Here is a 13,689-nt window from a genome sequence, read left to right as displayed (position 1 = left end):
GGGAGGCGTTCGTGTTCGGACTCACGGACACCGTGGCCGCACTGCTGGCCGCGATCCCTGCTGCGCCCGTTCGGTCGCTCCTCGTGATCGGGGTCGGGGCGTTCCTAGAAGGTCCGATCGTCACCGTCGCCGCGGCCGCGCTCGCCGGGGCCGGGCAGCTCCCCTGGTGGGGTGTGTGGCTGGCCGCGCTCGTCGCCGACGTCGTCGGGGACACCGCGCTCTACGCGCTCGGCCGCAACGGCGACCGGCCGGCCGTCGCCCGGGTACTGAACCGGCTGGGCCTGACCGAGGAGCGTCGCGAGGTCCTGACCCGCGAGGTCCACACGCACCTGCCGCGGATCGTCATCGGCGCCAAGCTCGTCGACATCGGCGCGATCCCGGCCTACCTGGCCGCCGGGCTGTCCAAGGTCGGCTACCGCCGCTTCCTGGCCTGGATCGTCCCCACCACCGCGGTGCGCGCCGCGGTGCTCGTCGGGATCGGCTACGCGGCCGGGGACCGGCTCGCCACCGACCTGGAGTCGCGGCCCTGGCTGCTCGTCGTCGGCGGGATCGCCGTCGGGCTGTCCCTGGTGCTCGGACGCACCGCGATCGTGCGGGCCACCGGCTCGCGACGCCGCGCCGACGCCCGGTCCTGACCGGGTCGCCCCCCTCGCGCCGAACGTCCCCGACGTCCCGGGCCGCCTCCGGCGTGTCACCGCGCCTCGGCGGCCCGCGGCGAGCACCGTCCGGAGCGGACGGCCGGACCACGGGGAGGACCACGCGGTGAGCACGTTGACCTGGGCCGAGGCGATCGTGATCGGGGCGATGCAGGGCGTCGCCGAGCTGTTCCCGGTCTCCAGCCTCGGTCACAGCATCCTGCTGCCCGCCGTCATCGGCGGGAGCTGGGCGGCCGACCTCGACGTGAGCGCGCCGCGGTCGCCGTACCTGGCGTTCGTCGTGGGCCTGCACGTGGCGACCGCACTGGCCCTGATCGTGGCATTCCGCGCGGACTGGGTGCGGATCGTGCGCGGGCTGGTGACGTCGGTGGCCCGCCGCGAGGTCCGCGACCCCGACCAGCGCCTGGCCTGGCTGCTGGTGCTCGCGACCGTCCCCGTCGGGCTGGCCGGGCTCGCACTCGACCGGGTCTTCCGCACCTACCTGGCGCTGCCCGTCCCGACCGCGCTGTTCCTCGTCGTCAACGGCGCCGTCCTGCTGGTCGTCGAGCACCTGCGCCGGCGCCCCGCACCCGCGACGCCGGTCGACGGTGCCGAGCCGGGCACCGTGTTGCTCGCCACCGAGGTCGCCTCCGACCACCGCATCGCGCGGCTCCGGGTGCGTGACGTGGTGACCGTCGGCGCGGCCCAGATCGCCGCGCTCGCCCCGGGGATCAGCCGGTCGGGGTCCGCGATGACGGCCGGGCTGCTGAAGGGCCTCCCGCACGTCGACGCGGCACGGCTGTCGTTCCTGCTCGCGACGCCGGTCATCCTGGCCGCGGGCGTGCTGAAGCTGGGTGACCTCGCCGGTCCGCTCGGGGACGGCATCCGACCGCAGATCCTGGTGGGGAGCCTGCTGTCCGGGCTCGGCGCGTACCTGTCGGTGCGGTTCCTGTCCCGGTACTTCGAGACCCGCTCGCTGCGCCCGTTCGGGATCTACTGCGTGGTCGCCGGGCTCGCGTGCCTGCTGTGGTTCACCCTTCGCTGACGAGGAGCGGGGTCGACCACGAGCAGGATCGACGAGGAGCAGGATCACGGTCATGAGTGACCCGTCGGCCGACCCGCACCGGCACGCCCTGGACGTCATCCGCCGCGAGCTCGACCGGCTCGGCGACGGCGGGCGCCGCGTCGTGCCCGCCTGGAAGCGGGTCACCCCTGGCGAACACCGGTGGCCCGCCGCGGCGGCGATCGTCGTCGCGATCGGGCTGCAGCTGCTGCTGCCCGACCAGCTCACCCTGGTGTCGCGGTGGTTGCTGCCGTCGCTGGAACTGGTGGTGCTGGTCGTGCTCGCGGTGACCGGTCCGGCCCGGATGGACCGCGAGTCGGCGCTGCTGCGCGGCCTCGGGCTGACCCTGGTCGGGCTGCTGAGCGTGGCGAACGCGGTGTCGGCGGGGCTGCTGGTCACCGCGATCCTCGACGGCGCCTCCGGCGGCTCCGCCGCGCCGCTGCTGGCCAGCGGGGCGGCGATCTGGTTGACCAACATCATCGCGTTCGCGGTCTGGTACTGGCAGCTCGACCGTGGCGGGCCTGCGGCGCGGGCGCACGGCCGTCGGCCCACCGCGGATTTCCTGTTCGTGCAGATGCAGAGCACCGACCCGCACGACGCCGACTGGGAACCCCTCTTCGCCGACTACCTGTACCTGTCGTTCACCAACGCCACCGCGTTCAGCCCGACCGACGTGATGCCGTTGAGCCGGTGGGCGAAGATGCTGATGCTCGTGCAGGCGCTGGTGTCGTTGGTGACGATCGCGCTCGTCGTGTCCCGGGCCGTGAACGTCCTCGGCGGCTGAGTCCGGGCGGTCGGGACCCGGCGGGCTCAGCCGCCCAGGAGGGACCGCAGCACTCCCGGTGCGTCCGACGGACCGGCGACCGGCGCCCACCGCGCGTTGCTGCGCGCGGCCAGCTCGGCCGCCTGCTCGTGGTCGGACTCCGGGGCCAGGATGAGCAGCTCCGGGACACCCCGCGCCGCCGGGACCGGGTCGTGGTCGTCGGTGGCCCGGCAGTCCGACAGCAGCACGACGATCCGCCGCTCCGCCCGCGTCCGTTCCAGCTGCGCGGTGACCGCGCGCAACGCACCGGACAGCGCGGTCACCCCGTGCCCGCGCAGGCCCAGCACCCGGTCGACGACCGCCGACGGCCCACGGGTGGAGCCGATGTCGCGCAGGACCCGGGTCTCGGCCGCGAACGACAGCACCGCGTGGTCGCCGGGTGCCCGGAACGCGCAGGCCGCGGCGGTCAACGCCGCCGCGGCGAGCCGTTCCCCGCCCATCGACCCGGACGCGTCCACGAGCAGGCACAGCGCGAGCTCCGGCCGTGCCCAGGTGCGCGCGGTCAGCTCGTCGAGACCGACCGGGCGCCGCGCCGCGCGGGCCTCGGCCACCGCGCCGAGCGAGGCGTCCAGGTCCAGATCGCCGCCGCGGTCGGCCGGGACCACCCGCAGCCTGCCGATCCCGCGCCGGGAGACCCGGCCGGACCGGCCGATCTCCAGGACGACCCGGCCGGCGAGCCTGCGGGCCGCCGCCCGCAGCTTCTCGTCGGTGGCCCTGCCCATGTCGATGAGCAGCGTCAGCGTCTCGTCGGGGCGCTGTGCCAGGGCGGCGTCGAACGCGTCCACGTCGAGCACCCCCACCTCGGGCGAGATCTCGGTGAAACCGGTGTGGCCCGCCAGGGAGCTGCGGGCCACCGTGCGGTCCTCCGGTCGCGCACGGGGCCGCCCCGGGCGGGTGGAGCCGCCCGCGGGTCGGGGACCGCCCGCCGGTGGCGGGCTCAGGCTCCCCCCGACGCATCACCGCCGTCCCGGGCGTCGTCGGCGTCGTCGGCGGGTTCCCGGCCGAACTCGGCCGTGTAGAGCTCGCGGACGATGTCCTCGGCGCTGCGGGAGCCGGACTCGGCCAGCCGGATCCGGCCGGACAGCGCCACCAGCGCGGCGTCCAGCCCGGTCCGCCAGTCGGTGATCTCCCGGCCACGTCGTGCCGCCAGTGCCGTGGTGATGCGGACGATGTCGATCGCCCCGCGCACCGAGGAGCCGACGTGCACGTCCGGGTGCTCCCGGGTGCGCCGCACCAGGGAGACGACCTGGGAGCGCCACCGCTCGTCGACCTCGGGGCCGCGGAGCGCGACGACCGCGGTCTCGTCGCCCGCGGTCTGGTAGCCCATCGCGATCCGGCAGACCCGGTCGTAGACGGCGGAGGAGATCCGGGCGGTGCCGACGGCGTCGAACGGGTTCATCGCGGCGACCAGCCGGAAGCCCTCGTGGGCGGTGATCCGGCCCAGCCGGGGCACGTGCAGCTCGCCCTCACTCATCACCGTGATGAGGACGTTGAGGGTCTCCTCCGGGATCCGGTTGATCTCCTCGACGTAGAGCAGGGCACCGGAGCGCAGCGCCTCGGCCAGCGGGCCGTCGACGAAGGTCGCGGGGGTGTAGCCGCGCTCCAGCACCTGGGCCGGGTCGAAGTGCCCGACCAGCCGGGCCGGGGTGAGCTCGGCGTTGCCCTCGACGAACACGAACGGCAGCTCGGCCTCCTCGGCCACCGACCGCAGCAGCGTCGTCTTCCCGGTGCCCGGCGGGCCCTCCAGGACCACGTGGGCGCCGGCCTCCAGCGCCGCGACGAGCAGCTCGACCTCCCGGCCGCGGCCGACGCCGGGGGTCACCACAGGGGTCACGGCGGGGGTCAGCACGGGGCGGCTGCCTCGGTCTTCACGGGCGTGCTCCTCGGCGCTGGTGACGTCGGTGTCGTCCTGCATCCTGCCCCACCCGCGGTGGGCGTGGCGTCCTCCACGTGGGGCCCGTGCGCACTGTTGCACACCCGACGCCACCGTGGTTGGCGGAGGCGACACCACCCGCGCCGGGCCGGGCCTCCCGTCGTACGCGGACGGGCGGGGTGCAGGATCGTCCGACATGGACCGACGCGTGCACGCGTTCACCGACGACGCCCTGGGCGACGACGACGCCGTCGCCCTCGCCGGGAGGCTGCGCCGCCGTGAGGTCGCGCCCGCCGAGCTGCACGCGGCCGTCGCCGCGCGTGCCGCCCGGGTCGAGCCGCACCTGCACGGCTTCGCCCTGGACCGCACCGCGGACCCCGTCACCGGCGCCGTCGACGGCCCGCTGGCCGGGGTGCCGACGCTGGTCAAGGACAACGTCGAGGTCCGGGGCTGGCCCGCGGGCCACGGCACCCGGGCGTTCGTCCCGGCGCCCTCGCGCGAGCACGCCGAGGTGACCCGGCAGCTGCTCGGCTGCGGGCTGGACCTGCTGGGCACGACCCGGATGCCGGAGTACGGGCTGAACGCCTCCACCGAGTTCGCCGACGACGAGCCGACCCGCAACCCGTGGGACCCGCGCTTCTCGGCCGGCGCGTCGTCGGGCGGGGCGGCCGCGCTCGTCGCCGCCGGGGTGGTGCCGCTGGCCCACGCCAACGACGGCGGTGGCTCGATCCGCATCCCGGCCGCGGCCTGCGGGCTGGTCGGGCTCAAGCCGTCGCGGGGGCGGCTCGCGCCGAACGCGACCGGCGCCCGGATGCCGATCGACCTCGTCGCCGACGGCGTGGTGTCCCGCTCGGTCCGCGACACCGCGGTGTTCCTGGGCGCCGCCGACCGGGGGCGCCGCAACCCGGCGCTGCCACCGCTGGGCCTGGTCGAGGGCCCCGCCCGGCGACGCCTGCGGGTCGGCCTGCTGCTGGAGTCCCCCACCGGGGCGGCGGTCGACGCCGACACCCGCGATGCCGTCACCGCCGTCGCCCAGCTGCTCGCGAAGCAGGGCCACGAGGTGTCCGAGGCCCACAGCGGGGTGGGGACCCGGTTCGTCGACGACTTCCTCGACTACTGGGGGCTGCTCGCGTTCTCCGTGGTCACCGGCGGGCGGCTGCTGCACGGGCGCACCTTCGACCCGCACCGTCTCGACGGCCTGACCCACGGTCTGGCCGACCACTACCGTCGCGCGCTGGCCCGCACCCCGGTGTTCCTGCACCGGCTGCGCCGGGTCGCGGCGACCCACGCCGAGCTGTTCACCCGGCACGACGTGCTGCTCTCCCCGGTGCTCGCGCACACCCCGCCGGAGATCGGGTGGCTCGCGCCGACGGTGCCGATCGAGCAGCTCACCGCCCGGCTGCTGGACTACGTCGCGTTCACCCCGCTCGCCAACGTCGCCGGGGCTCCCGCGGTCGCGCTGCCCGCCGGTGCGACGGCGGGCGGGCTGCCGGTGGGGGTGCACCTGCAGACCCCGGTCGGCGACGAGCGGACGCTGCTGGAGCTCGCGTACGCGATCGAGGCCGACCGCCCCTGGCGGCGGATCCAGGACTGATCCGAACCGGTCCAGAACTGCTCCGCCGCCGGGGCAGCGCCCCGCTCAGACGTTGCCGCGGCGCTCCTGCTCCCGCTCGATCGCCTCGAACAGCGCCTTGAAGTTGCCCTTGCCGAAGCCGAGCGAGCCGTGCCGCTCGATGAGCTCGAAGAACACCGTGGGCCGGTCCCCGATCGGCTTGGTGAAGATCTGCAGCAGGTAGCCGTCCTCGTCGCGGTCGACGAGGATCCCGCGGGACTGCAGCTCGGCGATCGGCACCCGCACGGACCCGATGCGGGCCCGCAGCTCCGGGTTCTCGTAATAGGCGGCCGGGGTGTCAAGGAACTCCACGCCGCGGGAGCGCAGCACGTCGACGGCGCCGAGGATGTCGTTCGTCGCGAGCGCGAGGTGCTGGGCGCCGGGGCCGCGGTGGAAGTCCAGGTACTCGTCGATCTGGGACTTCCGTCGACCCGGGCTGGGCTCGTTGAGCGGGAACTTCACCCGGTGGTTGCCCGACGCGACGACCTTGCTCATCAGCGCCGAGTAGTCGGTGGCGATGTCGTCGCCGATGAACTCGGCCATGTTCGTGAAGCCCATGATCCGGTGGTAGAAGTCCACCCAGTGGTCCATCCGCCCGTACTCCACGTTCCCGACGACGTGGTCGAGCGCCTGGAACACCCGCCGCGGCGCGTCCGCGGGCCGGGCCACCGACGAGCCGCGGGCGACGTGGCCGGGCAGGTACGGGCCGGTGTAGCGGGACCGGTCGACCAGGGTGTGCCGGGTGTCGCCGTAGGTGGCGATCGCGGCGGTGCGCACGGTGCCGTGCTCGTCGGTCGTGTCGTGCGGCTCGACGAGCACGGTGGCGCCCTGGGCGCGGGCGTGGTCGATGCAGCGGTCGACGTCGGGGACCTCGAGGGCGATGTCGACGACGGAGTCGCCGTGCCGGCGGTGGTGGTCGGCGAGCGGGCTGTCCGGGTCGACGGCGCCGCGCAGCTCGAACCGGACCGCGCCCGAGCGCAGCACGTAGGAGTGGTGGTCGCGGTTGCCCGTCTCCGGTCCGGAGTACGCGACGAGCTCCATGCCGTAGACGACCTGGTAGAGCTGCGCGGCCTGGGTGGCGTTGCCGACGGCCCAGACCACGGCGTCCCAGCCGGTGACCGGGAACGGGTCGGCGGAGTCGTCGTGTTCGACGAGGCCGACCAGCCGGCGCAGGGCGGCGGCGTCGAGGTCGGCGAGCTTCTCGGAGTCGGTGAGGATGTCCATCAGTGCTCTCCCGTCAACGTGCGTGCTGCCAGGTTCTCCGCCGCGGTGACCGTGGTGGTGCCGTGTGCGCGGGCGTCGGCGAAGATCCCGGCCAGGGTGTCGCCGATGGCACGGGTCCGGTCCGCGACGGCGGCAGCACTCCAGCCGAGCACCTCGCGGCCGACCAGGTGGATGGCCCCACCGGCGTTCGCGACGAAGTCCGGGGCGTAGGTGATCCCGCGCCGGCGCAGGACATCGGCAGCGTACGGGTCGGCGAGCAGGTTGTTCGCCGCACCCGCGATCACCGCGGTGGGGACGGTCGCGGCGACCTCGGCGGTGATCAGCCCGCCGGTGGCGCACGGGACCAGCACGTCGCACGCGCGGGTGGTCACCGCCGCGGTGTCGACCACCTCGGCGCCCAGCTCGTCGGCGGCCGCGGCGCAGCGGGCCGGATCGACGTCGGTGACGATCAGCTTGGCCCCTGCGTCGGCGGCGAGCCGGGCGACGTCGGCGCCGACCGCCCCGAGCCCCTGGACCAGCACCCGCAGCCCGTCGACGCCGTCGAACCCGGCCTCCGCGGCTCCGGCGCGGATCGCGGCGAACACCCCGAGGGCGGTCATCGGGCCGGAGGAGCCGGGCCCGCCCGCCGCGACCGAGCGGCCGAACACGTGCGGGGTCAGGCCGGCGAGCACGTCCATGTCGGCCGAGCAGGTCCCGACGTCCGGGCCGGTGGTGTAGTTCCCGCCGAGCAGCTCCAGGTTCGCCGCGTGGATCTCCAGGATGCGCCGCCAGGTCGCGTCGTCGAGCTCGGCGCGCGGGGCCGGGAGCGCGATCACCGACTTGCCACCGCCCATCGGGAGGCCCGCGGCGGCCATCTTCAGCGTCATCGCCCCGGCGAGGCGACGGGCGTCGGCGACGGCGTCGTCGGGCGAGGGGTAGACCATCGCGCGAGTCCCGCCGGACGCCGGACCGAGCCGGGTCGAATGCACCCCGATCACGAACCACGCGCCCGTCTCCCGGTCGTACCGGACCGAGGTCAGTTCGCCGTCCCACTCGGGCAGAGCCATCCCGCGCCTCCATCTCCTCGCTGGTGTGCAGTGAGGACACCGTGGGCCGTGGCATCTGCGCAACCGGCCCAGAACCAGCTACGCACCTACCGCAGATCGGCGGGGCAGCACGCCGGGACAGCTGGGCTGATCGTCCAGGAGACCGGCGTCACCCCGGGGACCCGCCGTCGGCGTCCGTAGCCTGGACCGGTGACGACCAGCGACGCCACGACGCCCGCCGACCTGCGTGGCAGGCCGCGACCGCCGGCCCACCCGCGGACCGCGCCGTCGGACCCGGCAGGGCTCGATCCCGAGCGCGCCGCGCTGCACGCCCGCATCGCGACCGGCCCGCGACGCGCGCAGGCCAGGGTCCCGCTGGTCGACGACGCCGACCGGCTGCTCGGCCCGTTCGCGACGATGCTGTTCTCGCCGCGCATCGGCGACGCCGTCCAGCAGGTCGGCGCGGCCCTGCGCACCGACGACGACCTCCCGCCACGGCTGCGCGAGCTGGCCGTGCTCGCCGTCGCCGTGCACCACGGATCGGCGTTCGAGTGGTCCGCGCACGAGGGCCTCGCCCGCGACACCGGGCTGACCGGCCCGCAGCTGCAGGCCCTGCTCGACGGCGGTGTCCCCGACGGTCTCGACGAGGCCGAGCGGGTCGCGCTGACCACCGTCCGCGCCCTGCTCACCCAGCACGACCTGGGCGACGGCGCCTACGCGACCGCGCTGGACGCGCTCGGCCGTGACACCCTCGCGGCGCTGGTGTGGCTGACCGGGTACTACTCGATGCTGGCCACCGCCCTGGCCGTGTTCCGGCCGGAGTGAGTCCGGGTAACCCGTGCGGGAGGGGAGGTCCGCCATGAACACCGCACCGAGCACCGCACCGGACGGGGTGCGTGTGGCAGCCGCCATGCACACCTTCCCCAAGACCTGCGGACCCGCGACGACCGTCGCGCAGGCGTGGGCGGCGTTCGAGCGGCCCAAGGTGCACTCGCTGCTGGTCCTCGACGCCGGGCGGCTGCTCGCCGTCGTCGACCGGGCCGACCTGAGCGGGGCGGTCCCCGACCGGCCCGTCGCGCCCCTCGGGACGCTCGACGGGCGGGTGGCCCGCGCCGGCGACGACCTGGCCTCGACCTGGGCGGCGATGGCCGACGCCGGACGGCGACGGGTCGCTGTGGTCGACGGCTCCGGACGCCTGCTCGGGCTGCTCTGTCTCAAGCGCCACGGTCGCGGCTTCTGCTCCGACGCCGGCATCCAGGCCCGGATCGACGAACGCGCAGCGGCCCCGGGCCGGTCGTGAGGGCGCGTTTCCGGTGTCCTGTGTCACATGCCCGCGAGGACCGGCGGGCGCGCGCCCTCCTACGCACAGTCCACCGAGGAGGTAGTCATGTCGTTCACCGACAAGGTCAAGAACAAGGCCGAGAACGCCGTGGGCGTCGCCAAGGAGAAGACCGGAGAGGCCACCGGCGACCGCGAGCTGCAGGTCGAGGGCAAGGCCGAGCAGTCGAAGGCGTCGCTGAAGGACGCCGGCGAGAAGCTGAAGGACGCGGCGGGCAACGTCAAGGACGCGCTGGGCGGCTCGACGAGCTGACCCGGCGTCACCGTGACGGGGGCGACCGGCAGGCATGCCGGTCGCCCCGAACGGGAAGGCCCTCGGCGTACCGAGCCGGGTCCGACGCCGTACCGGGCTCCTCCCCGAACCCCACGGAGGAACCATGAGCACCGTGAAGCTCGCCATCGTCTACTACTCCGCCACCGGCACCGTCGACGCGATGGCCCACCGGGCCGCCGCGGCCGGTGAGAAGGCGGGCGCCGAGGTGCGCCTGCGTCGCGTCGCCCGCGAGGCGACCTCCGGCGAGCGCCAGGCCACCGAGGCGCAGGCCGCGCACGCCGAGGCCGCACCCGAGGTCCCCGCAGCCACCGCCGACGACATCGTGTGGGCCGACGCCGTCCTGTTCGGCTCCCCCACCCGCTACGGCAACATCGCCGGGCAGCTGAAGACCTTCATCGACTCGCTCGGCCCGCAGTGGGGCCAGGGCCTGCTCGCCGACAAGGTCTACGCCGGGTTCACCTCCAGCCAGACCCTGCACGGCGGCCAGGAGTCGACCCTGCTCGCCCTGTACAACACGATCCACCACTTCGGCGGGATCGTCGTCGCGCCCGGCTACACCGACCCGACCAAGTTCGTCGACGGCAACCCCTACGGCGCCTCGCACGTGACCGGGGCGAACAACGACGCCCCGCTCGGCGACGCCGAGAACGCCGCGCTCGACCACCTCGCCACCCGCGTGGTCACCGTCGCCGGGAAGCTCGCGGGCTGACCCCGCGTCGCGGCGGCGCGGAACCGGCCACCGCACGTACGCACGGGTTAGCCTCGACGGATGTACTTCCGGATCACTCCGGGCGACGTCGAGCTCGTCGACCCGGGTGACGTGCGTGCGTTCCACGTCGTCGCCACCGAGGGACTGGCCGACGGGGAGCTCGCCGACACCGTGCGCCGCACCGGGCTCGGCGAGGTCTCCGACGACGGCCGGCACGTCCTGGTCCGGGTGGACGCCGTCCGCGGGCTCGCCGCCGGTCGGGTCGGCCCGGGCTGGGAGGACGACCTGGCCGGCATGCTCGGCTACGCCCGGAGCAAGGGCTGGGTCTCCGACGACGGTACCGCGGTGCGCGCACACGTCGAACGGGCCTGAGACCCGGCACCGGCCCGGGTCCGACGGGGCGCTACGCCAGCAGCGCCCGGACCCGCTCCGGGTCCGGGCCGTCCGGCTCGATGACCACGACGGCGTCGTCGAACCCCGCGTCGGCGTAGCGGTGCAGCGTCTCGCCCAGGCGCCCGAGGTCGGTCCCCGCGGGGACCGGCAGGGCGTAGGCGACAGCGCGGCGCCCGCCGGCGGCCCGGTAGCGCCCCAGCGCCTCGATCATCTCCGCGGGGGTGGTGCGGTAGCCCGAGGCGAGCCAGCCGTCGAAGCGCCGGGCCGCCTTCTGGACGTTCGCGCCCCACGAGCCGAGCAGCAGCGGCGGGCGGGCGGCCGGCGGATCGGCGAGCCGGACGTGGTCGTCGTGGCCGTGTTCCAGCAGGTCGCGGAGTCGGGCCGCGTTCTCGTCGAGGATCCGGAAACGGGTGCGGTGGTCGCGGTCGAGGGTGGCGTAGTCGTCACGGGTGGAGCCGGGGCTGATCCCCAGGGCCAGCCGGTCCCCGCAGACGGCCTGCAACGACAGCATCCGGTGCGCCAGCTCCGCGGGGTGGTGCAGCGGGAGCTGCACGGTGCCCGTCGCCAGCCCGACGCCGTCGGTGGCCCCGGCCGCGGCGGCGAGCGCGACGAACGGGTCCGGCACGAGCCGGCCACGGCCGATGATCTCCGGCGCCCAGAGGTGGGCGAAGCCCGCGCCGGCGAGGCGCCGCGCCCACGGCACCACCGGGTGGGGCGGCGCATCGGACAGGTGCGCGAGCGTCGCGCCCAGGCGCACGGTCAGGCCCGCCGTTCGGCGGCGAACCGGGCGTACCAGCGCAGCACGTCGGGGTCGTCGACCGAGGCGACGTTCGCCGCCTTCTCCAGCGGACGCCCGGCCATCAGCTTCTTGACCGGCACCTCCAGCCGCTTGCCGGACAGGGTGTGCGGCACCGCGGGCGCCTCGACGATCTCGTCCGGCACGTGCCGGGGGGGTCAACCGGGTCCGCAGCGTGGTCACGATCGTCGCCCGGAGATCGTCGTCGAGCGGATGCCCCGCGGCGGGGACGACGAACAGGCCCAGCCAGTACCCGTCGTCGGGGAGGTCCACGCCGACGACGAGGGCCTCGGTGATCTCCTCCATCGTCTCCAGGACGTCGTAGAAGTCGCCGGTGCCCAGACGCACGCCGTGGCGGTTGAGGGTGGAGTCCGAGCGGCCGTGGATGGAGACGCTGCCGTCGCCGTGCACGGTCACCCAGTCACCGTGCCGCCAGACGCCGGGCCAGGTGTCGAAGTAGGAGTCGGTGTAGCGGCGCGCGCCGGGGTCGTTCCACAGGTGCACCGGCATGGACGGCATCGGCTGGGTGACCACCAGGTCCCCGACCTCGTCGACGACCGGGTTCCCGTCGTCGTCCCAGGCGGCGCAGTCGACCCCGGCCAGGCGCCCGCCGATCCGCCCGACCCGCACCGGGGAGTACTCGTTCGCCCCGACGAAGGAGCCGGAGATGTCGGTGCCGCCGCTGGTGGAGTCGACCCGCAGGTCCGGCGAGACGTGGGAGTAGAGCCAGTCGTAGCCGGCGGGCGGCAGCGCCGAGCCGCTGACCATCACGTGCCGCACCCGGGACAGGTCGTGGTCGGCGCGCGGGGAGACGCCGCTGTTCGCCGTCGCGGTGACCACCGCCGCCCCCAGGAGGACGACGTCGGCGCCGGTCCGGGCGGCGACCTCCCAGACCGCGCCCGGCGGGTGGCCGGGGCTGCCCTCGTAGAGCACGATCGACGCGCCCTGGCCGAGCGCGCCGAGCTGCATGTTCCACAGCGCCCAGCCGGTGGAGGTGTAGGTGAACATCCGCTCGCCCGCGCGCAGCCCGCAGTACAGCCCGGACCACTTGAGCCCTTCGAGGGTGATGCCGCCGTGGCCGTGGACCAGCCCCTTGGGCAGGCCGGTGGTGCCGGAGGTGAACAGCACCCACAGCGGGTGCGAGAACTCCACCTGCTCGAACTCCGGCTCCGCGTCGACGGCCAGCAGCTCCGCCCACGGCGTGCTGCCCTCCGGGGCGGTCCGGTCGACCGCGTGGCCGACGTGCACGACGTGCCGCACCGTCGGCAGGTTCTCCCGCAGCCGGGCGACGACGTCGCCGCGGTCGACGACCGTGCCGTTCCAGTGGTAGCCGTCGGCGGCGATCAGGACGGTCGGTTCGAGCTGGGCGAGCCGGCCGATGGTGCCCTCGGCACCGAAGTCGGGCGAGCAGCAGGACCACACCGCGCCGACCGCGGCCGCGGCGAGCAGGCCGATCACCGCGTGCTCGGTGTTGGGCAGGTAGGCGCAGACCCGGTCCCCGGGCTCGACGCCGGCGCGGCGCAGCCAGGCCGCAGCGGCGGCAACCGACCGGCGCAGCCGTGACCAGGTGATCTCCCGGGCGGGTGTGCCGCCCTCGCGCACGCACACCAGGGCCGTGTCGTCGTCGGCGCCGTGGCGCAGCGCGTGCTCGGCCCAGTTCAGCCGCGCGCCGGTGAACCAGCGGGTGTGCGGCATCGGGTCGGTGGTGCGGACCTGCGTGTACGGCGTGGAGAACGCGACGCCGTAGTGGTCGACGACCGAGCACCAGAACCGGTCGACGTCGGCGACCGACCAGGCGTGCAGGGCGTCGTGGTCGTCGAACGGGCGCCCCTCCCGCTCGGCCAGCCGGTCGAGGTAGGCGCGCAGCGCGGACCGCTCGATGCGCTCCGCCGACGGGGTCCAGAGGACGTCGGTCATCGGTGTC

General features: G+C 75.0%; 14 protein-coding genes. 9 read left to right on the top strand and 5 right to left on the bottom strand.

The window, feature by feature from the left end:
* Nucleotides 1-11 precede the first annotated feature (11 nt).
* The 3 genes from KPL59_RS20240 to KPL59_RS20230 all read left to right on the top strand — a co-directional run bounded on the left by KPL59_RS20240 (nucleotide 12) and on the right by KPL59_RS20230 (nucleotide 2,482).
* The gene (locus tag KPL59_RS20240; RefSeq protein WP_020622889.1) at nucleotides 12-635 is read left to right on the top strand and encodes a DedA family protein; all 624 of its coding nucleotides are present in this window, start codon (nucleotides 12-14) and stop codon (nucleotides 633-635) included.
* A gap of 127 nt (nucleotides 636-762) precedes the next feature.
* A complete protein-coding gene (locus tag KPL59_RS20235) occupies nucleotides 763-1,680 on the top strand; it encodes an undecaprenyl-diphosphate phosphatase (protein WP_226352862.1) in 918 nt (305 codons plus the stop codon).
* 52 nt (nucleotides 1,681-1,732) lie between these two features.
* Nucleotides 1,733-2,482, top strand: coding sequence for a DUF1345 domain-containing protein (locus KPL59_RS20230; protein WP_226361678.1), 750 nt, complete (start codon nucleotides 1,733-1,735; stop codon nucleotides 2,480-2,482).
* Nucleotides 2,483-2,508: 26 nt separating this feature from the next.
* Here the strand turns inward: KPL59_RS20230 and KPL59_RS20225 are convergent, their stop codons facing one another.
* Together KPL59_RS20225 and KPL59_RS20220 are read right to left on the bottom strand one after the other, a co-directional pair.
* The gene (locus KPL59_RS20225; RefSeq protein ID WP_226361677.1) at nucleotides 2,509-3,375 is read right to left on the bottom strand and encodes a vWA domain-containing protein; all 867 of its coding nucleotides are present in this window, start codon (nucleotides 3,373-3,375) and stop codon (nucleotides 2,509-2,511) included.
* 83 nt (nucleotides 3,376-3,458) lie between these two features.
* Entirely contained in the window at nucleotides 3,459-4,436 is a 978-nt protein-coding gene (locus tag KPL59_RS20220; protein ID WP_226361676.1) for a MoxR family ATPase, read from the bottom strand.
* Nucleotides 4,437-4,590: 154 nt separating this feature from the next.
* Between KPL59_RS20220 and KPL59_RS20215 the strand changes: the two genes are divergently transcribed.
* A complete protein-coding gene (locus KPL59_RS20215; RefSeq protein WP_226361675.1) occupies nucleotides 4,591-5,988 on the top strand; it encodes an amidase in 1,398 nt (465 codons plus the stop codon).
* Between the two features lie 45 nt (nucleotides 5,989-6,033).
* Here KPL59_RS20215 and hppD read toward each other — a convergent pair whose 3' ends face one another.
* Nucleotides 6,034-7,230, bottom strand: a complete 1,197-nt coding sequence (gene hppD, locus KPL59_RS20210) for a 4-hydroxyphenylpyruvate dioxygenase (protein WP_226361674.1) — start codon at nucleotides 7,228-7,230, stop codon at nucleotides 6,034-6,036.
* On the bottom strand, nucleotides 7,230-8,276 hold the full coding sequence (locus tag KPL59_RS20205; protein WP_226352694.1) for a Glu/Leu/Phe/Val dehydrogenase dimerization domain-containing protein: 1,047 nt from the start codon (nucleotides 8,274-8,276) through the stop codon (nucleotides 7,230-7,232). Before KPL59_RS20205 ends, hppD begins: the two co-directional genes overlap by 1 nt.
* A gap of 189 nt (nucleotides 8,277-8,465) precedes the next feature.
* On the opposite strand from KPL59_RS20205, the gene KPL59_RS20200 reads away from it, so the two are divergent.
* The 5 genes from KPL59_RS20200 (at nucleotide 8,466) to KPL59_RS20180 (ending at nucleotide 10,948) form a co-directional block, all read left to right on the top strand.
* Nucleotides 8,466-9,080, top strand: coding sequence for a carboxymuconolactone decarboxylase family protein (locus KPL59_RS20200; protein ID WP_083695339.1), 615 nt, complete (start codon nucleotides 8,466-8,468; stop codon nucleotides 9,078-9,080).
* Nucleotides 9,081-9,114: 34 nt separating this feature from the next.
* Nucleotides 9,115-9,555 (top strand): CBS domain-containing protein, encoded by a 441-nt coding sequence (locus tag KPL59_RS20195; protein WP_226352693.1) that lies wholly within the window; start codon nucleotides 9,115-9,117, stop codon nucleotides 9,553-9,555.
* An 87-nt stretch (nucleotides 9,556-9,642) separates the two neighbouring features.
* Entirely contained in the window at nucleotides 9,643-9,846 is a 204-nt protein-coding gene (locus tag KPL59_RS20190; protein WP_020621565.1) for a CsbD family protein, read from the top strand.
* Nucleotides 9,847-9,970: 124 nt separating this feature from the next.
* Nucleotides 9,971-10,576, top strand: coding sequence for an NAD(P)H-dependent oxidoreductase (locus KPL59_RS20185; RefSeq protein ID WP_020621566.1), 606 nt, complete (start codon nucleotides 9,971-9,973; stop codon nucleotides 10,574-10,576).
* A gap of 60 nt (nucleotides 10,577-10,636) precedes the next feature.
* Nucleotides 10,637-10,948: a hypothetical protein gene (locus KPL59_RS20180; RefSeq protein WP_226361673.1), complete on the top strand. Its 312-nt coding sequence runs from the start codon at nucleotides 10,637-10,639 to the stop codon at nucleotides 10,946-10,948.
* 31 nt (nucleotides 10,949-10,979) lie between these two features.
* Here the strand turns inward: KPL59_RS20180 and KPL59_RS20175 are convergent, their stop codons facing one another.
* Complete coding sequence (locus tag KPL59_RS20175) at nucleotides 10,980-13,682, bottom strand: acetoacetate--CoA ligase (RefSeq protein WP_226361672.1); 2,703 nt, start codon at nucleotides 13,680-13,682, stop codon at nucleotides 10,980-10,982.
* Between the last annotated feature and the right edge of the window lie 7 nt (nucleotides 13,683-13,689).

This window comes from Pseudonocardia sp. ICBG1142, assembly GCF_020496255.1.
In the GTDB taxonomy this organism is placed as follows: Bacteria; Actinomycetota; Actinomycetes; order Mycobacteriales; family Pseudonocardiaceae; genus Pseudonocardia.
The sequence above is the reverse complement of the archived record's forward strand: the minus strand, read 5'-3'. Positions and strand labels throughout refer to the sequence as shown.

Coding starts and splice junctions, on each gene's coding strand:
- KPL59_RS20180 (WP_226361673.1), top strand. CDS start 10,637: ATGTACTTCCGGATCACTCCGGGCGACGTCGAGCTCGTCGACCCGGGT.
- KPL59_RS20195 (WP_226352693.1), top strand. CDS start 9,115: ATGAACACCGCACCGAGCACCGCACCGGACGGGGTGCGTGTGGCAGCC.
- KPL59_RS20220 (WP_226361676.1), bottom strand. CDS start 4,436: ATGCAGGACGACACCGACGTCACCAGCGCCGAGGAGCACGCCCGTGAA.
- KPL59_RS20185 (WP_020621566.1), top strand. CDS start 9,971: ATGAGCACCGTGAAGCTCGCCATCGTCTACTACTCCGCCACCGGCACC.
- hppD (WP_226361674.1), bottom strand. CDS start 7,230: ATGGACATCCTCACCGACTCCGAGAAGCTCGCCGACCTCGACGCCGCC.
- KPL59_RS20190 (WP_020621565.1), top strand. CDS start 9,643: ATGTCGTTCACCGACAAGGTCAAGAACAAGGCCGAGAACGCCGTGGGC.
- KPL59_RS20205 (WP_226352694.1), bottom strand. CDS start 8,276: ATGGCTCTGCCCGAGTGGGACGGCGAACTGACCTCGGTCCGGTACGAC.
- KPL59_RS20215 (WP_226361675.1), top strand. CDS start 4,591: ATGGACCGACGCGTGCACGCGTTCACCGACGACGCCCTGGGCGACGAC.
- KPL59_RS20175 (WP_226361672.1), bottom strand. CDS start 13,682: ATGACCGACGTCCTCTGGACCCCGTCGGCGGAGCGCATCGAGCGGTCC.
- KPL59_RS20230 (WP_226361678.1), top strand. CDS start 1,733: ATGAGTGACCCGTCGGCCGACCCGCACCGGCACGCCCTGGACGTCATC.